General features: G+C 30.9%; 26 protein-coding genes and 1 tRNA gene. 18 read left to right on the forward strand and 9 right to left on the reverse strand.

What is annotated here, in order from left to right:
• The first annotated feature begins 76 nt into the window (after nucleotides 1-76).
• Genes L8V79_RS02690 through L8V79_RS02700 form a run of 3 tightly spaced genes read left to right on the forward strand, consistent with a single transcriptional unit; the run spans nucleotide 77 to nucleotide 1,793 of the window.
• Nucleotides 77-610, forward strand: coding sequence for a purine-nucleoside phosphorylase (locus L8V79_RS02690; protein ID WP_263702394.1), 534 nt, complete (start codon nucleotides 77-79; stop codon nucleotides 608-610).
• 8 nt (nucleotides 611-618) lie between these two features.
• Nucleotides 619-1,689 carry a 23S rRNA (adenine(2503)-C(2))-methyltransferase RlmN gene (gene rlmN / locus L8V79_RS02695; protein WP_263682834.1) on the forward strand — a complete coding sequence of 357 codons (1,071 nt, stop codon included), beginning with the start codon at nucleotides 619-621 and terminating at the stop codon, nucleotides 1,687-1,689.
• Nucleotides 1,686-1,793 (forward strand): hypothetical protein, encoded by a 108-nt coding sequence (locus L8V79_RS02700; RefSeq protein WP_263702395.1) that lies wholly within the window; start codon nucleotides 1,686-1,688, stop codon nucleotides 1,791-1,793. Before rlmN ends, L8V79_RS02700 begins: the two co-directional genes overlap by 4 nt.
• Here L8V79_RS02700 and L8V79_RS02705 read toward each other — a convergent pair.
• Nucleotides 1,790-2,794 (reverse strand): glycosyltransferase family 9 protein, encoded by a 1,005-nt coding sequence (locus L8V79_RS02705; RefSeq protein WP_263702396.1) that lies wholly within the window; start codon nucleotides 2,792-2,794, stop codon nucleotides 1,790-1,792. The genes L8V79_RS02700 and L8V79_RS02705 overlap by 4 nt on opposite strands.
• Nucleotides 2,791-3,696, reverse strand: coding sequence for an RluA family pseudouridine synthase (locus L8V79_RS02710; protein WP_263702397.1), 906 nt, complete (start codon nucleotides 3,694-3,696; stop codon nucleotides 2,791-2,793). The genes L8V79_RS02705 and L8V79_RS02710 overlap by 4 nt, the downstream gene beginning before the upstream one ends.
• Before the next feature lie 79 nt (nucleotides 3,697-3,775).
• Here L8V79_RS02710 and purB point away from each other — a divergent pair, with 79 nt between their 5' ends.
• The 11 genes from purB (at nucleotide 3,776) to L8V79_RS02765 (ending at nucleotide 16,159) form a co-directional block, all read left to right on the forward strand.
• Complete coding sequence (gene purB, locus L8V79_RS02715) at nucleotides 3,776-5,104, forward strand: adenylosuccinate lyase (RefSeq protein ID WP_257928286.1); 1,329 nt, start codon at nucleotides 3,776-3,778, stop codon at nucleotides 5,102-5,104.
• A gap of 17 nt (nucleotides 5,105-5,121) precedes the next feature.
• A complete protein-coding gene (locus L8V79_RS02720; RefSeq protein WP_263702398.1) occupies nucleotides 5,122-7,497 on the forward strand; it encodes a ribonucleoside-diphosphate reductase subunit alpha in 2,376 nt (791 codons plus the stop codon).
• A gap of 15 nt (nucleotides 7,498-7,512) precedes the next feature.
• Nucleotides 7,513-9,498, forward strand: coding sequence for an OPT family oligopeptide transporter (locus tag L8V79_RS02725; protein WP_263702399.1), 1,986 nt, complete (start codon nucleotides 7,513-7,515; stop codon nucleotides 9,496-9,498).
• Entirely contained in the window at nucleotides 9,495-10,301 is an 807-nt protein-coding gene (locus L8V79_RS02730) for an undecaprenyl-diphosphate phosphatase (RefSeq protein ID WP_263702401.1), read from the forward strand. The genes L8V79_RS02725 and L8V79_RS02730 overlap by 4 nt, the downstream gene beginning before the upstream one ends.
• 106 nt (nucleotides 10,302-10,407) lie before the next feature.
• The gene (thrS, locus tag L8V79_RS02735; protein ID WP_263702403.1) at nucleotides 10,408-12,219 is read left to right on the forward strand and encodes a threonine--tRNA ligase; all 1,812 of its coding nucleotides are present in this window, start codon (nucleotides 10,408-10,410) and stop codon (nucleotides 12,217-12,219) included.
• Nucleotides 12,216-12,737, forward strand: a complete 522-nt coding sequence (gene infC, locus L8V79_RS02740; RefSeq protein ID WP_039617082.1) for a translation initiation factor IF-3 — start codon at nucleotides 12,216-12,218, stop codon at nucleotides 12,735-12,737. The genes thrS and infC overlap by 4 nt, the downstream gene beginning before the upstream one ends.
• Before the next feature lies 1 nt (nucleotide 12,738).
• Entirely contained in the window at nucleotides 12,739-13,452 is a 714-nt protein-coding gene (locus L8V79_RS02745; protein WP_263702404.1) for an EcoRI family type II restriction endonuclease, read from the forward strand.
• The gene (locus L8V79_RS02750; protein WP_263702405.1) at nucleotides 13,452-14,552 is read left to right on the forward strand and encodes a DNA adenine methylase; all 1,101 of its coding nucleotides are present in this window, start codon (nucleotides 13,452-13,454) and stop codon (nucleotides 14,550-14,552) included. Before L8V79_RS02745 ends, L8V79_RS02750 begins: the two co-directional genes overlap by 1 nt.
• A gap of 76 nt (nucleotides 14,553-14,628) precedes the next feature.
• Complete coding sequence (gene rpmI, locus L8V79_RS02755; protein WP_039617094.1) at nucleotides 14,629-14,820, forward strand: 50S ribosomal protein L35; 192 nt, start codon at nucleotides 14,629-14,631, stop codon at nucleotides 14,818-14,820.
• A 99-nt stretch (nucleotides 14,821-14,919) separates the two neighbouring features.
• Complete coding sequence (gene rplT / locus L8V79_RS02760; protein ID WP_263702406.1) at nucleotides 14,920-15,273, forward strand: 50S ribosomal protein L20; 354 nt, start codon at nucleotides 14,920-14,922, stop codon at nucleotides 15,271-15,273.
• The gene (locus L8V79_RS02765; RefSeq protein ID WP_263702407.1) at nucleotides 15,251-16,159 is read left to right on the forward strand and encodes a DNA ligase; all 909 of its coding nucleotides are present in this window, start codon (nucleotides 15,251-15,253) and stop codon (nucleotides 16,157-16,159) included. The genes rplT and L8V79_RS02765 overlap by 23 nt, the downstream gene beginning before the upstream one ends.
• A 9-nt stretch (nucleotides 16,160-16,168) precedes the next feature.
• Here L8V79_RS02765 and L8V79_RS02770 read toward each other — a convergent pair whose 3' ends face one another.
• From L8V79_RS02770 to L8V79_RS02780, 3 genes are read right to left on the reverse strand one after another with little or no spacing between them, the layout of a single operon-like run.
• Nucleotides 16,169-16,978 (reverse strand): metal ABC transporter permease, encoded by an 810-nt coding sequence (locus L8V79_RS02770; protein ID WP_263702408.1) that lies wholly within the window; start codon nucleotides 16,976-16,978, stop codon nucleotides 16,169-16,171.
• Nucleotides 16,971-17,720 carry a metal ABC transporter ATP-binding protein gene (locus L8V79_RS02775; protein ID WP_039627659.1) on the reverse strand — a complete coding sequence of 250 codons (750 nt, stop codon included), beginning with the start codon at nucleotides 17,718-17,720 and terminating at the stop codon, nucleotides 16,971-16,973. The genes L8V79_RS02770 and L8V79_RS02775 overlap by 8 nt, the downstream gene beginning before the upstream one ends.
• Nucleotides 17,717-18,553: a metal ABC transporter solute-binding protein, Zn/Mn family gene (locus tag L8V79_RS02780; RefSeq protein WP_263702409.1), complete on the reverse strand. Its 837-nt coding sequence runs from the start codon at nucleotides 18,551-18,553 to the stop codon at nucleotides 17,717-17,719. Before L8V79_RS02780 ends, L8V79_RS02775 begins: the two co-directional genes overlap by 4 nt.
• Nucleotides 18,554-18,613: 60 nt before the next feature.
• On the opposite strand from L8V79_RS02780, the gene L8V79_RS02785 reads away from it, so the two are divergent.
• Nucleotides 18,614-19,312, forward strand: coding sequence for a class I SAM-dependent methyltransferase (locus tag L8V79_RS02785; RefSeq protein WP_263702410.1), 699 nt, complete (start codon nucleotides 18,614-18,616; stop codon nucleotides 19,310-19,312).
• Nucleotides 19,313-19,321: 9 nt separating this feature from the next.
• On the opposite strand, the gene pyrC is transcribed toward L8V79_RS02785, so the two are convergent.
• The 4 genes from pyrC to L8V79_RS02805 are packed head-to-tail and all read right to left on the reverse strand — an operon-like array spanning nucleotide 19,322 to nucleotide 22,441.
• Complete coding sequence (gene pyrC / locus L8V79_RS02790; RefSeq protein WP_263702411.1) at nucleotides 19,322-20,314, reverse strand: dihydroorotase; 993 nt, start codon at nucleotides 20,312-20,314, stop codon at nucleotides 19,322-19,324.
• An 8-nt stretch (nucleotides 20,315-20,322) separates the two neighbouring features.
• Nucleotides 20,323-20,553, reverse strand: coding sequence for a helix-turn-helix domain-containing protein (locus L8V79_RS02795; RefSeq protein WP_263702413.1), 231 nt, complete (start codon nucleotides 20,551-20,553; stop codon nucleotides 20,323-20,325).
• Nucleotides 20,538-20,909, reverse strand: coding sequence for a diacylglycerol kinase (locus L8V79_RS02800; protein ID WP_087699066.1), 372 nt, complete (start codon nucleotides 20,907-20,909; stop codon nucleotides 20,538-20,540). The genes L8V79_RS02795 and L8V79_RS02800 overlap by 16 nt, the downstream gene beginning before the upstream one ends.
• Complete coding sequence (locus tag L8V79_RS02805; RefSeq protein ID WP_263702414.1) at nucleotides 20,909-22,441, reverse strand: phosphoethanolamine transferase; 1,533 nt, start codon at nucleotides 22,439-22,441, stop codon at nucleotides 20,909-20,911. The genes L8V79_RS02800 and L8V79_RS02805 overlap by 1 nt, the downstream gene beginning before the upstream one ends.
• Before the next feature lie 98 nt (nucleotides 22,442-22,539).
• Between L8V79_RS02805 and L8V79_RS02810 the strand changes: the two genes are divergently transcribed.
• The 3 genes from L8V79_RS02810 (at nucleotide 22,540) to L8V79_RS02820 (ending at nucleotide 24,267) form a co-directional block, all read left to right on the forward strand.
• The gene (locus tag L8V79_RS02810) at nucleotides 22,540-23,298 is read left to right on the forward strand and encodes an exodeoxyribonuclease III (RefSeq protein WP_039640473.1); all 759 of its coding nucleotides are present in this window, start codon (nucleotides 22,540-22,542) and stop codon (nucleotides 23,296-23,298) included.
• A gap of 69 nt (nucleotides 23,299-23,367) precedes the next feature.
• Nucleotides 23,368-23,442: transfer RNA gene (locus L8V79_RS02815), tRNA-Glu, on the forward strand.
• 210 nt (nucleotides 23,443-23,652) lie between these two features.
• Nucleotides 23,653-24,267, forward strand: a complete 615-nt coding sequence (locus L8V79_RS02820) for a BspA family leucine-rich repeat surface protein (protein ID WP_263702415.1) — start codon at nucleotides 23,653-23,655, stop codon at nucleotides 24,265-24,267.
• The last annotated feature ends 10 nt before the right edge of the window (nucleotides 24,268-24,277 follow it).

The raw sequence follows: 24,277 nt of genomic DNA on the forward strand, positions 1-24,277 counted from the left end.
TAAAAAATATTAATTATAGCATTATTTTAAGCGCTAATTAGATAAAATTTGAATTATTTTTTATAAAGGTTAATTTTTGAAAAATCTTATAGTGTGTGCAGGAGGAAATGAGGATTTTAAATTTGCACAAAGTATAGGTGTAGGCTTAGTTAATTCTGCTTTTTCTCTAGGTAAAATTTTAAGTCAAGTAAAAACAGATAGAGTGATTTTTATAGGTACATGTGGAATTTACCAAGAAGGAAAAATTTTAGACATTTATGAAAGTTCTAATGCTACAAATTTAGAATACGCAGATTTATTTGATAGTTTTTATACACCTATAGCAAATGAGATTAGATTAAATGTTTCACATGAAACTATGATTAATTCTTCAAATTATATTTGCAAAGATGAAAATATTGCTCAAGAATTTTTTAAAAAAGGCGTACATATAGAAAATATGGAAGCATACGCTGTTCTTTCTTGTGTAAAAATGCAAGGAATAGAAGGAATTTGTTATTTATGTGCTACAAATTTTTGTAATGAATTTGCACATGAAGATTTTTTAAAAAATCATCAAGAAGCAAAAGAATTATTAAAAGATTTTTTGTTAGATAAAAAACTTATATAGGAAAAAAATTGAGTGAATTAAAAAATATATTAGATTTTACTAAAGAAGAATTAGAAAATTTAGTCCAGCCAAAATTTAGAGCAAAGCAAATTTTTGAATGGGTATATAAAAAATATGCAGATGATTTTTTACAAATGTCATCTTTACCAAAAGACTTTAGAGTGTATTTACAAGAAAATTTTCATTTTTCACCTTTAAAATGTGTGAAAGATGAAAAAAGCAAAGATGGGAGTATTAAATATCTTTTTGAGCTTTTAGATGGTAAAAAAATAGAAGCTGTTTTGCTACCTATGAAAGAAGAGCTTGTAGATGAAAATGGAAAAATCATCAAACATGCAAGATATACTATTTGTGTTTCCTCTCAAGTGGGGTGTAAAAGTGGGTGCAGTTTTTGTCTGACTGCTAAAGGCGGTTTGAAAAGAAATTTGACTGCAGGAGAAATAGTAGGACAAATTTTATGGATTAAAAAACATAACAACATACCTTATGAAAGAAGGGTTAATATAGTCTATATGGGTATGGGAGAGCCTTTGGATAATCTTAAAAATGTTTCTAAGGCAGTTAAAATTTTAGCTGATAATGATGCTTTAGCGATAAGCCCTAGAAGACAAACTATAAGTACAAGTGGTTTAGCAAAGCAAATTAAAGAGCTTGGAGAAATGAATTTAGGTGTGCTTTTGGCTATTTCGCTCCATGCTGTAAATGATGAGCTTAGAAGTGAATTAATGCCTATTAATAAAGCTTATAATATTGCAAGCATTATGGAAGCGGTGAGAAATTTTCCTATAGATCAGCGTAAAAGAGTGATGTTTGAATATCTTTTAATCGATGGTATAAATGATAAAATAGAACATGCAAAAGAATTAGTCAAACTTTTAAATGGTATAAAAGCTAAAGTAAATTTAATACTTTTTAATCCACACGAAGGAAGTTTATATAAAAGACCAAGTGTTGAAAATGCGGTTAAATTTCAAGATTATTTAAGTGCAAAAGGTGTTACTTGTACGATAAGAGAAAGCAAGGGACTTGATATTTCAGCTGCATGCGGACAGCTTAAAGAAAGGCAGAGTAAACAATGACTTTTTTAGATATAGTCCAACTTATTTTTATAAGCATAGTGGTAATCATAGGACTTGGTGGAATTATTTATGTATTAAAAAATGAAGATCAGGTTGAAGATTAATTGATATATTTTTTTAATCTATCAATGACATCTGTTATAATTTTATCTATTTCATGACATAATAATTCATTGCATTTTTTATCGATAAAAACATAGTCTTTGTTGTATGTTGGCCAAAATATACTATCCTTTTTAGGATATAATCCAATACTAGGGATTTTTATATTGCTTGCAATATGAATTGGGCCTGTACTAGGACTAATAATACATTTTGATTGAGATATAAGTTCTACTAAATTTAAAATATCATCATTGTTTTTAAAAATATAAATTTCTGATAAAAGATTTATATTATGTTGTTTAACACTTCTTATAAAAGTGTCATGAATATCATTATAAGTTGGAATAATAATATTTATATTTGGATATGAAAATCGAATTTTTGCTATGAGATCAAAAAATGAAACTAGGTTTAGTGTAAAATCTACTGTAATGCTAAAAGGGTTTATAATAATAAAATTTTTAATATTATTTTTTTGAAGATAATTTTTAACAATATCTTTGTTTTCATCTAATGTTTTTATAGTGGTATCAAAATTGATTCTTTTTATACATTTATCAAATTTTTTAGGATCTATTTTTCTAGCATAATATAACATTCTATCTCTATCACTTCTATTTTTAAAAAATCTTTTTGTTATACTTGTAAAGATAGTTTTACATTTAAAAGAAAATACACTAACAAATTTTGCTTTTACAATAATATTTTTTGTGTTTGTTTTTATAAGAAGTTTAATTAAAAAAGATTTTGCATGAAATGATATTAAATAATCTAGTGAATATTTATTGATTTGATCGATAATATTTTCATCAATTTTTTCAATTAGTTCTATATGATCAATAAAATTAAAATTTTTTAAAATGGACTCAGTGTTTTTTCTGCAAAAAACTGTTATATTTGCTTGGTAAATATATTTAATTGCATATAGCATATCTAAACTAGCAACCATATCTCCGATATTATGAGGACAAAAGTATCCAATGGGAATATTTTCTTTCATTGTATTATTTCCTTTAAAAACTCGTCTTTTATATCTTTTTGAGATTGTATCAAAAATTTTTGATTTTTATATGTAAATTCTAAGCTAAAAGAGTGTAAAAGCAGTCTTTTAGCACCTGTGATTTGAGCTCTTTTTATACCACTCATTTTTCCATCTAATATTTGCTCTATTTGTGTTTTTTCTAAACCATATAAAGGTTCACCTAAAATTTTATGTTTCACATGAAACAAATGTAGTCTTATTTGGTGTTGTCTGCCTGTTAGAGGTTTAGCTAAAACTAAACTAGCATCTAAATTTTCAAAATATTCTAAAGTATAAAATTGTGTTAAAGCTTCTTTGCCATTTTCACAAATATGCATCCTAGCTTTTACTGTATCATAGTCTTTAGTTAAATCCATGCTTTTATCTACTATAAATTCTTTTTCAGTTTTTCCTTTTACTAGAGCAAGATAGCTTTTTTGCACTAATCTTTTTTCAAACATAGTTTTTAACTCAATTTGTGCATTTTTATGCTTTGCTATGAGTAAAAGTCCGCTTGTTTCTTTATCTAGTCTATGAGCCACGCAAGCTTTTTCACCCCATAAATGCCAAATTTCATCACAAAGACTATAAGCACAATTGCGCCCATTAGGATGAGTTAGCACTCCACTTGGTTTTTCTACGATGGCAAAATCTTCATTTTCAAAAACTATTTCTAATCCTTTGGGGTTGTTTTCATATATGATTAATTCTACTAAACCATTTAAAAATTTATTTTTTTCTTCTACCAAATTTCCATCACAAAATAATCTTTTTTTATCAATGAGTTTTTGTGCTTCACGCATAGAAATTTTCAACTCATCCATAAGTAGTCTAAATGCCTTTTTTCCATTATTTGCTAGTTTCTTTTTTATATATGCCATTTAATAACTTTCTTAGGTAATTTATAATAAAATTCAAGCTATTTTTTCATAAAAAATTATATAAAAAAAGGTCTTGAAAATGGTTGAAAGATATAGTAGAGAAATCATGGCTAAAAAATGGGACATGCAAGCAAAATATGATGCATGGCTAAAAGTAGAATTAGCTGCTGTGAAAGCATGGAATAAACTTGGTCTTATTAAAGACGATGATTGTGAAAAAATTATAAAAAATGCAAAATTTGATATAGCAAGAATAGATGAAATAGAAAAAACTACCAAACATGATGTTATCGCTTTTTTAACTAGTGTAAGTGAAAGCTTAGGTGAGGAAAGTCGTTTTGTACATTATGCAATGACAAGTTCAGATTGTATTGATACTGCAGTTGCTTTGCAGATTAAAGATAGTTTGGAACTAATCTTGCAAGATTTAGATCAAGTTTTAGCAGCGATTAAAACAAGAGCATATGAGCATAAAAATACCTTAATGGTGGGAAGAAGTCATGGAATTCATGGAGAGCCTATAACTTTTGGTTTAGTTTTGGCTATTTGGTATGATTCGCTAGTTCATGCAAAAGATTTAATTATTCATGCAAAAGAAGTGATTAGTTATGGGAAAATTAGTGGTGCTATGGGAAATTTTGCTCATGCTCCACTTGAATTTGAAGAAGAAGTTTGTAAAAATTTAGATCTTAAACCAGCACCAGTTTCAAACCAAGTTATACAAAGAGATCGTTATGCACAAGTTATCTCAGCTTTAGCTATTTTAGCTTCAAGTTGTGAGCAAATTGCTGTTGCTATCCGCCATTTTCAAAGAACAGAAGTATATGAAGCTGAAGAATATTTTTCTCAAGGACAAAAAGGAAGCTCGGCTATGCCTCATAAAAGAAATCCTGTTTTGAGTGAAAATATTACCGGTCTTTGCAGGATGATAAGAGCTTATGTAACACCTGCTTTAGAAAATGTAGCATTGTGGCATGAAAGAGATATATCACATTCTAGTGTAGAAAGATTTATATTACCTGATGCTTTTATCACGACTGATTTTATGCTTTCAAGATTATGTGGTGTGGTAGAAAAGCTTTTGGTATATCCAGAAAATATGATGAAAAATTTAAATTTAACTGGAGGGCTTGTATTTTCTCAAAGAGTATTGCTTGAACTTCCATTTAAAGGTATAAGCAGAGAAGAAGCTTATAAAATCGTTCAAAGAAATGCTATGAAAGTTTGGGCCGATTTACAAAATGGTAAGCCTGCTTTAAATGAAAAAGGTGAGAGTTTGTTTTTATTAGCTTTATTAGCTGATGAGGATTTGAAAAATTCTTTAAGTGAAGCAGATATTAGAAATTGCTTTGATTATAACTACTATACTAAAAATGTAGATAAAATTTTTGAAAGAACTTTTAAATAATAAACTAGGGGTTGTGAGTGAAAGTATTAAAAAGAAATGGAAGAACTGAAGAGTTAGATGTTTCTAAGATTAAAAAATATACCACCGATGCAGTGGCAAATTTAGAAAATGTTAGCCAAAGTGAGCTTGAAGTAGATGCAAAAATTCAATTTCGTGATGGCATAACAACAGAAGAAATCCAACAAACTCTTATAAAAACAGCAGTAGATAAAATAGATATTGATAGACCTAATTGGACCTTTGTTGCTGCAAGATTGTTTTTATATGATTTATATAAAAAAGTAAGTGGTTATAATGGATATAAACATTTAAGAGAATATCTTGAAAAAGGTGAAAAAGAAGGTAGGATTTTAATTGGCTTAAAAGAAAAATATGACTTAGATGATCTTAATGCTTATATAAAGCCAGAACGTGATTTGCAATTTACTTATCTTGGTATAAAAACTTTATATGATAGATATTTGATTAAAGATTCTAAGGGTATGCCTATAGAATTACCACAACAAATGTTTATGGCTATTGCGATGTTTTTAGCACAAAATGAGCTAGATTCTCAAACTTGGGCTAAGAAATTTTATGATTTGATCTCAACTTTTGAAGTAATGCTTGCAACTCCAACCCTTTCAAATGCAAGAACTACAAGACACCAATTAAGCTCATGTTATATAGGAAGCACGCCTGATAATATAGAAGGAATTTTTGATTCTTATCAAGAAATGGCGCTTTTATCTAAATTTGGCGGTGGTATAGGCTGGGATTGGTCTAAGGTGCGCGCTATGGGTGGAAGCATAGATGGGCATAAAAATGCAGCAGGTGGGATCATACCATTTTTAAAAATCACTAATGACATAGCCGTTGCTGTTGATCAACTTGGTACTAGAAAAGGGGCGATTGCTGTATATATCGAACCTTGGCATATGGATATTAATGACTTTTTAGATTTGCGTAAAAATTCTGGCGAAGAAAGAAGAAGAGCGCATGAACTTTTCCCTGCTTTGTGGATTAATGATTTGTTCATGAAAAGAGTAAGAGCAAATGATAAATGGACGCTTTTTGATCCTGCTGATACGGCAAGTTTATGCGATTTATACGGTGAAGAATTTGAGAAAAAATACGAAGGATTTGAAAAAGATGAAAGCATAGCTAAAGAAATTATAGATGCAAAAGAGCTTTGGAAAAAAATACTTTTATCTTATTTTGAAACAGGTATGCCATTTTTATGTTTTAAAGATAGTGCAAACAAAACAAATCCAAATTCTCACGCAGGGATTATAAGAAGTTCAAATTTATGTACAGAAATTTTTCAAAATACAGATCCAAATTATTATCAAATCAAAATCGTATTTGATGATAAAACAGAGCTTCATTTAGATGAGGATGAAGAGCTTACAATAGACGGAGGATATAAAAAGCTTGCTAAGAAAGTTTCTACTTTAGATAGTATCAATGGTAAAAAAGTCTATATAGTAGAAAAATACAAAAACGAAGGAAAAACCGCAGTTTGTAATCTTGCAAGTATAAATTTAAGTAAAATCAATACCAAAGAAGATATTCAAAGAGTAGTGCCAACAGCTATAAGAATGCTTGATAATGTGATTGATTTAAATTTTTATCCTCATGTAAAGGTTAAAAATACCAATTTAAAATCACGCGCTATAGGGCTTGGTGTAATGGGTGAAGCGCAAATGGTGGCTGAAGCTCAAATTTATTGGGGTTCTAATGAGCATTTTGAAAAAATTGACCATATTATGGAAATGATTAGTTATGAGGCTATTTTAGCGAGCTCAAATTTAGCCTTAGAAAAAGGAAGTTATCCTGACTTTGAAGGATCAAACTGGAGTAAAGGTATAGTGCCAATTGATGTAGCAAACGAAAATGCTAAAAAACTTACCGCAAGTGAAGGTTTGTTTGATCAAAGCGAGTGTGATTGGGAAAAATTAAGAGAAAAACTAAAAAGAGATGGTATAAGAAATGGCTATTTAATGGCTATAGCACCAACTTCTTCTATCTCTATTTTAGTGGGTACTACTCAAACGATTGAGCCTGTATATAAAAGAAAATGGTTTGAGCAAAACTTAAGCGGTATGATACCAACTGTGGTGCCAAATCTAAGTGCTAATACTTGGCAGTATTACACTCCTGCTTATGAGCTTGATCAAAAAATCTTAGTAAAAGCAGCAGCGATTCGTGGTAAATGGATTGATCAAGGTCAATCATTAAATATCTTTGTTTCTTTAGATAAAGCAAGCGGTGGATATTTAAATGAAATTTATCAACTTGCTTGGGAATTAGGTGTTAAATCAACTTATTATCTAAGAAGCGAAAGTCCTGATAGTCAAAAAGTAAATGATGATGTGGTTGATAGAACTATAGAATGTGAAGGTTGTCAATAAAAATGGAGAAGCAAAATGCATACAAAAAACTCACTACCGGAGCTTACGCTTAGGGGTATAATACTAGGAAGTATTTTAACGATTATTTTTACCGCCTCAAATGTATATTTGGGGCTCAAAGTTGGTCTTACTTTTTCTACTTCTATTCCTGCTGTTGTGATCGCAATGGCTGTTTTAAAAATCTTTAAAGACTCTAATATTTTAGAAAATAATATGGTTCAAACTCAAGTTTCAGCTGCAGGTACGCTTTCAGCTGTGATTTTTGTTATACCAGGTCTTTTTATGTGTGGATATTGGTTTGAATTTCCACTTTGGCTTACTTTTATGCTCTGTCTTTGTGGAGGTGGATTAGGCGTGCTTTTTACTATACCTTTGCGTAGAGCTATGGTAGTAGAGAGTAAATTAGCTTATCCTGAAGGAAGAGCTGCTGCTGAAATTTTAAAAGTAGCTAATAAAGATCAAGCTGATAAAAAAGGAAAAGTAGGCTTAAAAGAAATCACACTTGGCGTGGCTTTTGCTTCTGTGATAAGTCTTTTTTCAAGCGGTTTTAAACTACTTTCAAGTGGAAGCAGTTTTGCATTCATTTGGCAAAAAATGACTTTTGGCTTTTCTATGGGTTATTCAGTGGCACTTTTGGGTGCTGGATACTTAGTAGGTATAGCTGGAGGTGTTGCATTGCTTGCGGGTATGGTGCTTGCTTGGATGGTTTTTGTGCCATATTTTTCTGCTAAAGAAAGTTTTGATGTGAGTTTAAGTGCGCTTGATATAGCTAATCAAATTTGGGCTCAAAAAGTACGCTTAATAGGTACAGGAGCTATTGCTATAGCAGCATTATGGACTTTAATAGAGCTTGCAAAGCCTGTATATGATGGCATGAAAAATATGCTTAAAAAAACCTCATTAAACCTCTCACAAGATCCTAAAGATATGGATTTATCTTTAAAAGCTATGCTAGGTTTATTTGTACTTATGTGTATAGGTTTGTTTATTTCATTTTATGCTTTTGTGGCTGATTCAAATTTAGCAAGTGGTTATCAAATTCTTTTTGCTTTAGTGGGAACTTTAGTAGCTATTTTTATAGGCTTTTTTGTAGCTTCTGCTTGTGGATATATGGCAGGTTTGGTGGGTTCATCATCTTCTCCTATTTCTGGTATAGGACTTATTGGGATTATGATTTCTTCTTTGATTATTTTACTTTTGGGTTATCAAGTAGATTTATTTAGCGATCCTTTAATGTCTAAATTTGCTATTGCTTTTGCTATATTTACTACTAGTGTTATTTTGGCAACTGCTGCTATTTCTAATGATAATTTACAAGATTTAAAAACTGGCTATTTAGTGGGTGCAACTCCTTGGAAACAACAAATTTCTTTGATTATAGGTTGTGTATTTGGAGCTTTAGCTATTGCTCCTGTTTTAAATTTATTATACCAAGCTTATGGTTTTGTGGGTGCAATGCCAAGAGAAGGAATGGATGAGGCAAATGCGCTTGCTGCACCACAAGCAAATTTGATGAGTACTATAGCACAAGGCATTTTTAATGCTAATATCGATTGGAGTTATATTATAGCGGGAGCTTTTGTGGGCGTTGGTATAATCATCGTCGATCGTTTATTAAGAAAGAAAAATATGTCTTTACCGCCTTTAGCTGTGGGTATAGGTATATATTTACCACCTGCTGTTAATATGCCTTTATTTGTAGGCGGATTATTAGCATATTTAGTTAAAAAGCGTTTGGAGCAAAGATATGCGAAAAATGCTCATAAAAAAGAACTTATTCAAGAGCATGAGCAAAAAGGAACCTTATTTGCCTCTGGTTTGATAGTGGGTGAGAGTTTATTTGGAGTATTAATAGCTGGTTTAACTGTGCTTTCTATTAGTAGAGGTGGGGCTGAAGATCCACTTGCTATTGCAACTTCATTTAAAGACGATGGGATTATAGGTTTTGTAGTGTTTGTAGCGATCATGCTAATTTTTGCAAGAAGAGTACTTAAAAAATGAATTTAGATTATTATTATGCTTTGATTTTAGGAATTATCGAGGGTTTAACAGAATTTTTGCCTGTTTCATCTACAGGACATATGATTTTAGGTGCTGAAATTTTGGGTTTAAATATAGATGATTTTTGGAGAAGTTTTTTCATCATCATTCAGCTTGGTTCTATACTAGCGGTGATTTTTATTTTCAAAGAAAAACTAACTCAAAAACTTGATATTTGGTTAAAACTTGCTGTGGGCTTTTTGCCTGCAGGTGGGGTTGGTTTTATAGCATATAAGTTTTTAAAAGAGATATTTAATGGCTATACCGTGGCTACTATGTTAATCATTGGTGGGATTATTTTTATCATTATAGAACTTAAACATAGAAAAAAAGATTACACAATCCACTCTTTAGATGAGGTAAGTTATAAGCAAGCTTTTTTGATAGGTTTAACCCAAGCTCTTGCTATCATACCAGGTACTTCAAGAAGTGGAGCAAGTATCATAGGTGGCTTATTGCTTGGGCTTGATCGCAAAGTGGCTTCTGAATTTTCATTTTTACTCGCAATTCCTACTATGATAGTAGCAACAGCTTATAGCATTTATAAAGAACCACAGGTTTTAAGTAATATGAATAATTTCATTCCTTTAGCCATAGGTTTTATAACAGCATTTATAGTGGCTTTTGTGGTAATTAAAATATTTTTAAAATTAATCAGCAAGATAAATTTCATACCTTTTGGAATTTATAGGATAATTTTAGGTTTTGTATTTTTATACCTTTTTATGAGTGGTGCTTTAGATATATCAAGAACGGGTGTTTGAAATATAAAAATATCCTTTATTTAAAAAAAGTTTAAGTTTTTCATAGCTAAAATTAGTCTTATATTTTAATTTAAGCTCACAAGGTTAGTGAGTGTTAAGGGTAGAAATGACAAAAGATATAATTGCATATGCAAATAATGAAACTTTAGTGGATACTCAAAGTTTTAACAATGATACAAATTTAACTCCGATTTATTTTGATAATTCTAAAGAAAGTTTAGAAGTTATCCGCCACTCTTGTGCGCATTTAATGGCTCAAGCGATTAAAAGTTTATATCCAGAGGCTAAATTCTTCGTAGGACCTGTGATAGAAGATGGGTTTTATTATGATTTTAGGGTTGATAGTAAAATTTCAGAAGAAGACTTAAGTAAAATCGAAAAGAAAATGAAAGAACTAGCAGAGGCAAAGCTAGATATCACAAAATATGAACTCTCAAAGGCCGAGGTTAAAGAAAAATTTGCTAATGATGATTTAAAACAAGAAGTTTTATTAAGAATTCCTGATGGTAAAGTAAGTATTTATAAGCAAGGCGAATTTGAAGATTTATGCCGTGGACCCCATGTGCCAAATACTAAATATTTAAGATTTTTCAAGCTTACCCGTGTAGCTGGAGCGTATTTGGGTGGTGATGAAAAAAGAGAAATGCTCACAAGAATTTATGGTACTGCCTTTGCGGATAAAGAAAGTTTAAATGAATACTTAAAAATCATAGAAGAGGCCAAAAAAAGAGATCATAGAAAACTTGGCAATGAAATGAAACTTTTTGCTTTTGATGATGAGATAGGTGGCGGGCTTCCTATATGGCTTAGCAATGGGGCAAAATTAAGAAGTAAATTAGAGCATTTATTATATAAAGCTCATAGATTAAGAGGCTATGAGCCTGTGCGTGGGCCTGAGCTTTTAAAAGCTGATGCATGGAAGATTAGCGGGCATTATGCAAACTATAAAGAAAATATGTATTTTACGCAAATTGATGAGCAAGAATATGGCATAAAGCCGATGAATTGTGTAGGGCATATTAAAATTTATCAAAGCGATGTTAGAAGCTATCGCGATTTACCTTTGAAATTTTTTGAATATGGCGTGGTGCACCGCCATGAAAAAAGTGGTGTTTTACACGGACTTTTTAGAGTTAGAGAATTTACTCAAGATGATGCACATATTTTTTGTATGCCAAGTCAAATAAAAGAGCAAGTTTTAGAAATTTTAAGCTTTGTTGATACTTTAATGAAAGCTTTTGGGTTTGATTATGAAATGGAAATTTCAACACGCCCAGCAAAAGCAATAGGCGATGATGAAATTTGGGATATAGCCACAAACGCTTTAAAGCAAGCTTTAGATGAGCAAGGTTTAAAATATGGTATTGATGAGGGTGGTGGAGCTTTCTATGGTCCAAAAATCGATATTAAAATTACTGATGCGCTAAAAAGAAAATGGCAGTGTGGAACTATACAAGTAGATTTTAACTTACCAAGCCGTTTTAAACTCGAATACACAGACGCAGATAATGAGAAAAAACAACCTGTAATGCTTCACCGTGCTATTTTAGGTTCTTTTGAGAGATTTATAGGAATTTTAGTAGAGCATTGTGCGGGTGAGTTGCCATTTTTCATAGCACCAACTCAAGTAGCTATAGTACCTATTTCGCAAAATCACCATGATTATGCAAAAGAAATAGCAAGAAAACTTTTAGAACTTGGCATTGATAGTGAAGTGTATAATAAAAATGAAAGCTTAAATAAAAAAATCCGTACCGCTGAAAAAGCACATGTACCTATGATACTTGTTTTAGGTGATGAAGAAGTAGCAAATAAAAGTGTGGCTTTAAGAGATAGAAGAGCAAAAGAACAAAAAACAATGACTTTAGATGAATTTATAACCCTAACAAAGGAGAAATTAAGTGAGGTACGCTTTTGAGTAAAGAAAAAGAAGTATTGCTAAATGAAGAAATTCAGGCAGATGAGATCAGATGTATAGGTGATGATGGCAAGGTTTATGGCATTATTAGTAGTGATGAAGCACTAGATATAGCAAATAGACTAGGGCTTGATTTGGTGATGATAGCCCCTGAAGCCAAACCACCTGTATGTAAGATAATGGATTATGGAAAATTCCGTTATCAACAAGAAAAGAAACAAAAAGAAGCAAAGAAAAAACAAAAAGTTATTGATATAAAAGAAATCAAACTTTCTGTGAAAATCGCTCAAAATGACATTAATTATAAGGTCAAACATGCAAGTGAGTTTTTAGAGCAAGGCAAGCATGTGAAATTTAGAGTGTTTTTAAAAGGTCGTGAGATGGGCTCTCCTGAAGCAGGGGTAGCTTTGCTTGAAAAAATTTGGCAAATGGTTGAAGATATAGCAGATAGAGACAAAGAGCCTTTACTCGAAGGACGCTATGTAAATATGCTAGTAACTCCTAAAAAGAAAAAATAAAATGCCAAGAGAAGCTTTAAGGAGTAGCATAAGTCAGCATATGCCAAAAAATACTTATTCAAAAAATGATGATTTGAATATAGATGAGGCTATGAGACAAACTAAATTATACTTAGAAAATAGATTTGGAGGTATTGATAATTTTTCTAAAGAGCAATATTATCTTACTATAGAAAACAAACTCGATATTTCTTTTATGATTAATAGTATAAAGGAAACAAATATCCGTGCTCAGTTTGATATGGAATATGAAAATAATTTTATAAAACCTGATGGAGGAGTTTTGTTTTTAAATAATCCTTCAGGATATAAAAAAGTATTGTTGATCGCTGAAGCAAAACGACAAGGGACAAATGATATTAGGTTACAAGAAGGAAAAAATAGACAAGCCACAGGAAATGCAATAGAGAGATTGGGAAAAAATTTAACAGGTATCAAAGCCATGTTAAATCATGAAAAAATAACTCCTTTTGTATGTTTTGGATGGGGTTGTGATTTTGCTTCAGATCAAAAAAGTGTATTAGCAAAATTAAATGTATTAAATGAATTTTATTATTTGAATAAAACTTATATTTTTAAAGCCGATGGGAATAGTGATCATAATTATTTTTCTCCTGTTAGTATGTATTTTAGAGAAGAAAAATGGGAGATTGGTGAAATGTTTGAAATTATGAAAGAAATAGCTGAGACATCTTTAAGGTATTATATTTTTTAATGAATAATAAAAAAGAAAACTCACGTTTTTTAAAAGAACAAATCATAACCTATCTTGGTAATAAAAGATCCTTGCTTGAGTTTTTAAATCAAGGCTTTAAATTCGCACAAGATGAGCTTAAAAAAGACAAATTTAGTTTTTGTGATGTATTTAGCGGTTCAGGTGTAGTTTCGCGTTTTGTGAGGCCTTATGCAAGTTTTATTATGGCAAATGATTTGGAAGATTATTCTAAAATCATCAATGAATGTTATTTAAGCAATCAAAATGCACAATTTTTACAAGAATTACAAAAATATTATGATTTTTTAATTTCTGATTTAAAACTCAAAAAAGGCTTTATAAGCAAGCTTTATGCGCCAAATGATGATGAACATATCCAAAAAGATGAAAGAGTTTTTTACACGCTTAAAAATGCGATGTATTTAGACTCTATGCGAGAAAAAATTTCAAACCTGCCAAGTAATATACAAAAATACTTCATCGCACCGCTTATCTATGAAGCAAGTGTGCATGCGAATACAAGTGGGGTTTTTAAGGGCTTTTATAAAGATAAAAATGGCATTGGTAAATTTGGAGGAAATGGAGCAAATGCGCTTAGTCGTATAAAAGGCGATATAGCTTTAAAAATGCCTATTTTTTCAAATTTTACTTGTGAGTATGAGGTTTTTCAAAAAGACGCAAATATTTTAGCTAAAGAGCTTGATAGCTTTGATGTGGCGTATTTAGACCCACCTTATAATCAACACCCTTATGGGTCAAATTATTTTATGTTAAATTTAATCGCTAATTATAAAAAGCCAAAGGAAATTTCAAAGGTTTCTGGCATACCAAAAGACTGGAACCGCAGTGCTTTTAACAAAGAAAAAAAAGCCGAAGATGCTTTGTTTGATTTGATAGATGATTTAAAAGCTAAGATTGTATTACTTTCTTATAATTGTGAGGGTTTTGTAAAAAAAGAAAATTTCACAAAAAGACTTCAAAGTCTTGGAGAATGCTTTGTGCTTGAGCAAAAGTATAATGCCTTTAGAGCTAGTAGAAACCTTTCTAAACGCTCTATGCATATACAAGAACAACTTTATGTGTTAAAAAAGAAGAATTAGAATTTAATTTTTCTAAAGCATAGTTGTAGTAAAATGATAGCTTTCTTTTATGAAAAAATTGATCCAAAGGATACACATGCCAAAAATGAAAAGCGTTAAAAGTGCTGTTAAACGCTTCAAAGTAGGTAAAAATAAAATCAAAAGAGGTGCTGCTTATAGAAGCCACATTTTGACTAAAAAACCTGCTAAAAGAATGCGTGATCTTCGCACTTCTAAGTATGTTCACTCAACCAATGTTAAAGCGGTTGAAAAAATGTTAGGAATTTAAGTTCGCTTAAATTTAGTTTTTGACGAAAGTCATTCAAACTCCCCTTATTTTTAAAGGGCAAGATTCGTTTAACGAACGCCAATTTGTGAAAGGATAAATATGGCAAGAGTAAAAACAGGTGTTGTAAGACGCCGCAGACATAAAAAAGTTTTAAAACTTGCGCGTGGTTTTTATAGTGGTCGCCGCAAACACTTTAGAAAAGCTAAAGAACAATTAGAAAGAAGTTTGGTTTATGCGTATCGTGATAGACGCCGCAAAAAACGCGATTTCCGTCGTCTTTGGATAGTACGTATCAATGCAGCTTGCAGACTGAATGATATTAGTTATTCAAGATTTATAAATGGTCTTAAAAAAGCAGGCATTGAGCTTGATAGAAAAATCTTAGCTGATTTAGCTATGAATGACGTAGCTGCTTTTGCTAAAATAGCAGATGCTGCTAAAAAAGCACTTTAATCTTACTGCAAGGCTTTTTATAAGCCTTGTTTTTCTCTTTACTCTCTTTTTAAATCCTCTTTTTGCAAAAGATATTTTACTTTTTAAAGTTTATGATGAAAAAGCATTTAAAGATATAAATTTAAGCCATTATCTCATGAGCGAAAAACTCGATGGCGTAAGAGGGCTTTGGAGTGGTAAGTCTATGCAAACAAGAGCAGGAAATGCTATAAAACTTCCTTTATTTTTCACAAAAAACTTTCCTAAATTTGAGTTAGATGGAGAACTTTGGATAAAAAGAGCTTCTTTTGAAGAAATTTCATCTTTAATACGCCAAGAAAATCCTGATGAAAAACTTTGGCAAAAAGTAAGTTATAATGTCTTTGATGTGCCAAATGCTTGCGAGGAATTTAAGCTTGATCCTTGTACTTTAGAAGCAAGATTAGAAGTTTTAAAAAAGTATTTGGTTAAAAATCCAAATGATTTTATAAAAATCATCCCACAAATTCGCATTAAAGATAAAAATCATTTAAAGCAGTTTTACCAAGATATCATTTCGCATAAAGGCGAGGGCGTGATCATAAGATTAAACAACACACCTTATGAAAAGAAAAGATCAAACAATGCTTTTAAGCTAAAACCTTTTGATGATACAGAATGTGTTGTAAAAAAGCATTTTGAAGGTAAAGGAAAATTTGAAGGCAAAATGGGATCTTTGCTTTGTGAAGCAGTGATTGAGGGTAAAAAAGTAAGTTTTAAGATAGGCTCGGGCTTTAAAGAAAGCGATCGCTTAAATCCTCCGCCAGTTGGCGCTATCATCACTTTTAAATACAATGGCTTAACCAAAAATGGCAAGCCAAAATTTGCTAGTTTTTTAAGAGTGCATGAAAATAGCGTTTTAAAGTAAAAGTAAATTTCAACTTTTCTTTGCAAAAACTCTAAAACAAAGATAAAGCACAAAAGCTATACAAGCACTTGCTATAATGCATGCTCCACTTGCAAGATTATAATAAAAACTCACAAAAAGCCCTATCACGCAAAAACTTATACTCAAAAGAGTAGAGATGATCATCATTTGACCAAGCTTTTTAGAAAAACTCTCAGCGATAAATGCAGGTATGCTAAGTAAAGCTATCACTAATACTAATCCTACTACTTTGATACTTATAACGATACAAAAAGCCATCATTGCGATTAAAAGATAGTGAAAAAGATTGGTTTTAATCCCTCTTAAGCTTGCAAATTCTTTATCAAAGCTTAGAATTTCAAATTGACGATAAAAAAGCAATACTAAAATGATAAAAATCACATCAATCACTGCGAATAAAACTATATCTTGCGTAGGTACAGACAAAATACTACCAAACAAATACCCCATTAAATCTCCATTATAACCAGGGGTTAAGTCTATGAGTATGATACCAACAGCCATTCCAAAAGCCCATATAACACCGACTATATTGTCACTTCTAAAAGGATATTTTTGGACTAAAAACGCTACAAGCAAGGCTAAAAAAAGAGTAAATAAACTCGTACTAACAAGTACTGGCAAACCAAAATAAAATGCTATACCTATACCCCCAAAAGCCCCATGCGTAATGCCTCCTGCCATAGAACTTAAGCGGTTGATCATGATCAAAGTCCCCATAATCCCACAAGCAATGCTAGTTAAAAATGCAGCCAAAAAAGCATTTTGTATAAAAGAGCTAGATAAAAGTTCAAGCATGGTTTTTTCCTTCACAGCAACACTGCTCCAAGCTAAGCTCCACATCACAAAAATGCGTGTGATTTTGACTTAAATGCGCCAGTAAATGCGCCTTTTTTTCAGGAGTGTTTTCATGTAAGAATAATTCTTTGTTTAAATACGCTATTTTATTTGCATAAGCTAAGCTTACATTTAAATCATGGCATATTACTATCACGCCAACCCCACTTTCGTGTAATTTTTTCAAAAGCTCAAAAATCTGCACCGAGCCTTTAGTATCTATACTTGCAGTAGGCTCATCAAGGATCAAAAGCTTACATTCGCTTGCTAGAGCTCTTGCGATGTAAACTCTTTGTCTTTGGCCTCCGCTTAATTCGTTGATTTTTTTATCCCAAAAATTTCTCATACCTACTTTTTCTAAGGCTAGCAAGGCTTGCTCTTGATCTTTTTTGGTATAAAAACCAAAGAATTTTTTATCCACCCTTCCCATCATCACCACTTCTAGCACGCGCACTGGAAAGTTTGGATTAGCTAAAGTATTTTGTGGGACATAACCTATATCTTTTAAACTTAAGTTTTCAAAGTTTATGTTTTTATGGCTATTTAGTAAGCCTAGTATGAGTTTTAAAAGTGTAGATTTACCCCCGCCATTTGGCCCTACTATGGCTAAAAAGTCTTTGCTTTCATAGTTTAGGTTGATATTTTTTAAAACCTCATCTTGATTATATGAAAAGTTTAAATTTTTAATATTGATTTTTATCATTGTAAAACACTTGCTATGTTTTTTGCATCTTTTAAAAGCTCATTTTTATAATCATTTGGCAAATGATCAAGTTCTATGATTTTAAGATTATAATTACTCGCCATAGCTTTAATGGTGTTGTTATTAGCACCTTTTGGCACGAAAATAGCTTTGATTTGCTCTTTTTGTATGAGTTTTGCAAGCTTGGCTAAGTCTTTTGGCTTAGGTTCTTTGCCTTCTATTTCTACAGGAATTTGACTTAGATGATATCTTTTTGCAAAATACCCCCAAGATGGATGATAGACTAAAAAGTGCTTGTTTTTTGCATTTTTAAATAAAGCTTGTATTTGTAAATTTAATGTATCCATTTCTTTTAAGAAATTTTCTAAATTTTGCTCATAAAATGCTTTATTTTGTGGGTATTGTTCTATAAGTGCTAAGGTGATATTTTTAGCATGAGTTTTTGCTAAAAGTGGATCAAGCCATGTGTGAGGGTCATCTCCATGATGATGGTGTCCTTCATGTGCATGCTCTTGCAAAGGTATAAAATCAATACCATTTTGAGTAGAGATGATTTTGGTATTTTTGAGATTATCTTTAAGTTTTAAAATCCAAATTTTTTCAAATTCTAAATTGGCTGTAAAGTAAATATCGCTTTTTTCAAGTTTTAAAATACCACTTGGTTTAAATTCGAAAGTATGCTCATTTGCATTAGGTGGTATGACTATATTAATATCTAAAGTATCTTTAGCAATTTGCTTTACAAAGTAAGCTTGTGGAGCTATACTAACACTTACCAAATCTTTAGCATATATACTTAAAAATGAAATCAAACACAAAAACACTACTCGCATAATTTTCCTTTCTAAAAACAAAAAAATATTATACTATATTAGAAAAAATAAGGAGTGAAGATGAATTTATGGAATAAAAAAGCAAAAAGCTACGCAAGGTATAATCCTAGTTTAAACGAAATTCAAAAAGCTACTTTTGCAAAACTTGGATCTTTACAAGATAAAAGCGTGGTAGATATAGGCTGTGGGAGCGGTGTTTGGACTTTGCATTTAGCACAAAAAGCAAAAAGTGTTTTGGGTGTAGACAGCTCTAGTGCTATGCTTGAAATTTTACAAGAAGATGTAAAAACTCATGCTATATCAAATGTAAAAACCCTAAATTTAGACTTTGAAAACTTTTATAAAAACAATAACACAAAATTTGACTTAGCCTTTTTAAGTATGTCGCCTGCTTTGCAAAATGAAAAAGACTATAAAGCTTTTTTAAGCTTAGCTTCTAAAAAAGTGTATTTAGGTTGGGCAAGTAGGCGTAAAAGTAGCTTTTTAGATCCTATATTTGAGCATTTTAACACGCATTTTAAAGGTTTTTATGAAAGTGACTTACAAAGTTTTTTAAATGCGCAAAATATCCCTTATAAAAGTGAAGTTTTTAACGAAACTAGAGTGATAAAAAGAGATAAAGAAAGTGCGATAGAAAATGCTTTGTGGCATTTGAGTATGAATGGTGTTAATGCAAACAAACAAGAGTTAGAAAGCTTTGTAAAAGATGAGGTAGAAGAGCTTATAGAAGCTAAGATAAAACTTTTAATTATTAATTAAATTTCAAGGCTAAATAACCTTGAAATTTAAAGTTTTTCCTGCCATAAATGGCACTACATCGCCGTATTTTTGCGCTACTTGCCATTCTTGTTTTTCTAAAGTGATGATTTTATCTTTTTCAAATTCAAGATTATGGATTTTGCAAGCATTATCTGAAATAAATTTTTGTAAATTTGCTTCATTTGAATGTTTTTCAAAAAGTTCAGCCAACACAGGTAAAATCACCGGTGCGCTAAATACTCCAGCTGCACACCCACAGCATTCTTTAGTGTGTAATGGATGAGGTGCGCTATCGCTTCCAAACATAGCCTTTTCATAACCACTAAAAGCAAGCTCACATAAAGCGTCTTTGTCTTCATAGCGTTTTGCAATAGGTTTGCAAAATAAATGTGGATCCATTTTTCCACCCACTACATCATCAAGCGTTATCATCAAGTGGTGTAAAGTGATAGTTGCGTATAAATTTTCATAATCTTTTAATAAATCACACAAAACTTTAGTGGTAATATGCTCCATTACGATTTTTAATTTTGGAAAGTTTTTAGCTAATTTTTCATAGATTTTAGCAAAATTTGCTTCTCTATCCATTACAAAATCATTTGTTTCGCCATGCACTAGCAAAGGCAGTCCAAGCTCACTCATAGCATTTAGTGTAGGTTTTAACTTTTCTATATCAAAGCTTGAAATTCCATTATCTGAGTTGGTAGTGATACCTGCAGGATAAAGCTTGATAGCAAAAAGCTCATCTTTAGCTTTTTCTAAAAATTGCTCATCATAATCTTTAAAAAATAAAGTCATTAAAGGCGTAAAATCTTCATTTTTACACGCTTTTAAAATGCGTTCTTTGTAAGCTTTTAATGCGTTTGTTTCGGTAAGCGGGGTGATTAAATTTGGCATGATAACCCCTGCTTTAAAGTCTTTTGCGCTAAATGGAGCTACAAGTTCAAGCATGCTTTCATCGCGTAAATGTAAATGCATATCCAAAGGGTTTTTAAGTGTCATTTTATCTCCTATTTGAGTTTATATAAGCCGTTTTTGAGTTTTTCAAGCAAAGTTTTTTCTTCTAAAAATTTAAAAGTAGAAATGATGGTTGGTTTGCTAATGTTTAGTTGTTTAGAAAGTTCTTCTATGTTTGCAAAGACAAAACCATCATCATCAGCATGAAGGGCTAAAAATTCTAAAATTTCAAAGCGTTTTTTACCAAATATTTTTGCACATAGTATTTTTACTTTATCATCCATTCTCTAACCAAATCAAAAAGAATAAAACTCCAAGTAATTATAGCTAAAACCACGCTAAAAAACACCCCAGCGCTCGCACAATCTTTTGCCTTTTTAGCTAAGATGTGAAATTCGCTCGTACAAAGATCCACACAAGCTTCTATGGCAGAATTTAGCGCTTCTACGATTAAAATTAGCACCAAAACAAATACAAGCACAAAATGCTCTAAAAAACTCACAGGCAAAAATAAGCTTGCAAAAATCAAAGGTAAAATAATGGCAAATTCTATCCTAAAAGCCATTTCATCTTGGAGTAAAAATTTAATTCCGCTAAAGGCATAGCTTGCATTTTTAAATAAAGAATATTTTGGCTTCATTAAGGATTTTCCTTTAAATTTTTGCTAAATATATCATAATTTGCTTCATATTCTTTGCTATTTACACCAAAATACCCCAGTAAGCTTGAAAAAAGATTATCTTGAGAAAGTTTATAGTCTTTTTTGCTTTGTAAATCTTGGCTTAATTTACTATCTTTACTCCAAAATATCATCGGTATATGCTTTTGATCTTTTGGTGCTATTAAATAAGGCATACCATGAAGATAAATTCCATTTTCACCTAAACTCTCCCCATGATCTGATAAATAAAGCAAAGAAGCTTCTTTGGTAGGATTTTGCTTAAGCATATCTATAAGGCTTTTTATAATAAAGTCTGTATAAAGTAAAGTATTATCATAGGTGTTGATGATTTGTTCGTGTGAGCAGGTATTTAGCTCGTTTGTGTCACATGTTGGCATAAATTTTTTAAATGCATTTGGATAACGTTTGTAGTAAGTTGGCCCATGTGAGCCTTGTAAATGTACAACGATGATTTTATTTGAATTTGTATTTTCAAGTTCTTGCTTTACAAGTTCAAGTAAGCTCTCATCGTAGTCTTTTGCAATGAGTTTGTGTTTTATACGATCGCAATTTCCTTTGCAGCCCCCTGAGTTATTACCAAACCAAACACTTTGTACTCCAACCTTTTGCAAGATATCTAAAACATTTTCTTCGTATAATCCATCTTCAAAATTTACTCTTTTGTGTCTTGAAAACATACAAGGCAAACTTCTTGCAGTAGCAGTCCCACACGAGCTTATATCGCTAAAATACACTAAATTTGGCTCATTTTTAGTATAAAAATTAGTATCATTTGTGCTGTATCCACCTAAAGAATAATTACTTGCTCTAGCAGTTTCACCTATGACTAAAATCATAAGCTTAGTTGTATTGGTATCTTTTAAGCTTGCATCATCTGAAATGATAGTTAGTTCTTTTTTACCTGCTAGTTTTTTCTTTGTAAATTCTATGCTTGAGTATATTGGATAAAATGGCAAATTATACATTCTAACGATATTGTGTGATCTTAAAAAAGGCAAAAGTGTTTTTGAACTAAGAGCTACTAAGGCAAAGCAAAATACCAAAGAAGTCAAAAATAATACACTTTTTTTGAAAAAATATCTTTGATAATCAATCTTAGTAAAAATCACAAGCAAACTAGGAAAAATCACAAAGGCTAAAATATACAAAGCAAAGGAAAAATTAAAATAAGAAAAAAACTCTCTATTGTCTGTTTCAACGACATTTTGTATCATATGGTCATCGATTAAAACCCCATAATTGCTAACAAAATAACTACAAATAGCACAAGTGCTAAGTAAAAATATGCTTAAAATTTTGCTAATGTAGGGAAAATATACCAAAGATAAAACACTCAAAACCAAGAAAAAATAAATTCCAAAAAACACACTAAAAAGCATAGTGTTTTGATCTATCTTTTCATATACAAACTCAAACAACGGGAAATTAAACGCCATGATAAAAATCGTATTAAGCAGGGTAAATTTTGTCCATGAAAGTTTTAGGTGCATTTTTTTCCTTTGGAATAAAATAAAAACTTAGTCTATTTGAATAAAATTAATAAATCGCATATAAAATAGCAACAAAAGAAGATTGGTAAAGGTATTTTATGAAATTATTATCATGGAATGTAAATGGCCTAAGGGCAATTTGTGATAAAAACGCACTTGATTGGATTGAAAAAGAAGAAATCGATTTTATAGGTTTTCAAGAAATCAAAGCACACGAGGATAAATTTCCAAAAAGAATTTATGAATATCCTTTTAAACATATGTATTCAAATAGTGCTAAAAGAGCAGGGTATTCTGGTGTAATGAGTTTGTGTAATTTTGATAGTGAAGTCAAAAAATGTGAATTTTTTGATGATGATGAGGGTAGGGTTTTAGAACATAGTTTCAAAAATGTAGTTTTGTTTAATATCTACTTTCCAAATGGTCAAAAAGATGAAGAGCGTTTAAACTTTAAAATGAAATTTTATAATGATTTTTTAGTGTATTTAGATAAGCTTTTAAAAGAAGGTAAAGAAATCATAATATGTGGAGATGTAAATACTGCTCACCGTGAGATAGATTTAACTCATCCAAAAGCTAATGAAAAGACTTCAGGCTTTTTGCCGATTGAGCGTGCTTGGATAGATGATTTACTAAAATTAGGCTTTATAGATACTTTTAGACATATAAATGGCGATATTAAAGAAAAGTATTCGTGGTGGAGTTATAGAATGAAGGCAAGAGAAAGAAATGTAGGCTGGAGGATTGATTATTTTTTCATTTCTAATGGCTTAAAAGATAAGCTCAAAAATGCCTTTATAAGAGATGATATTTTTGGTTCAGACCATGCTCCTGTAGGGATAGAAATAGATATTTAAGGCATTTTTTGATGTCTTAAATAATTATTAAGTAAAAATTGCTATAATTTTGTCTTCAAACTGCAAATTGGCCCATTCGTCTAGCGGTTAGGACATCGCCCTTTCACGGCGGTAACACGAGTTCGAGTCTCGTATGGGTCACCACTCTATATTTTTCTCCACAATATTATTTTTTTCATTTTTTATCAAAATTCATCTATTTATTTATAATTATTTATTATTTTGTAAATATATATTTATATTAAGTTAATTTTAAATTAATAATTATTAATATTAAAAATCTTTTGTTTAATTTCATTAAATTTATATTGACTTCACACTTGTTTTTTAAAATATACAAAAAGGAGGGACAAAATGTATAAAGTTAAAAACAAAAATGAGTTGATGAATTTGGTGCACAATGAAAGAATTTCTCTAAGAGATATTGATGTTTCTTTGATAGAAGATTTTTCATTCGTTTTTTATTGTTCTACTAGAAAAGATTTTTTGGGTATTGAGCGTTGGGATGTATCTAAGGCTAAAGATATGTCTTATATGTTTTATTGTTGTGAAAGTTTTAATGCAGACTTATCACGCTGGGATGTTTCAAATGTCGAAAATATGGCAAGTATGTTTTTTAACTGCAAAAATTTCAACAAAGACTTATCAAGATGGAATACACAAAATTTAAAAGATATGTCTTACATGTTTTTTAATTGTGTTAAATTTAATCATTCTTTATTGCACTGGAAAACCTCTAATGTAATCAGAATGGCACATTGTTTTGAAAACTGCCATGCGTATGAGCATAATGTGGCAAGCTGGGATGTGCAAAATGTAATTACTATGGCCTATCTTTTCCATAATTGTAAAAATTTTCACCACGAGCTAGATGAGTGGAATATCCAAAGAGATTGTAATACTGATAAAATGTTTGGAAATCGTGGTATTGATAAACTTTATGCTGTAAAAGGTGTGGAGTTAAAATAATCAAATTCAC

This window comes from Campylobacter sp. IFREMER_LSEM_CL2194 (genome assembly GCF_025771685.1).
In the GTDB taxonomy this organism is placed as follows: Bacteria; Campylobacterota; Campylobacteria; order Campylobacterales; family Campylobacteraceae; genus Campylobacter_D.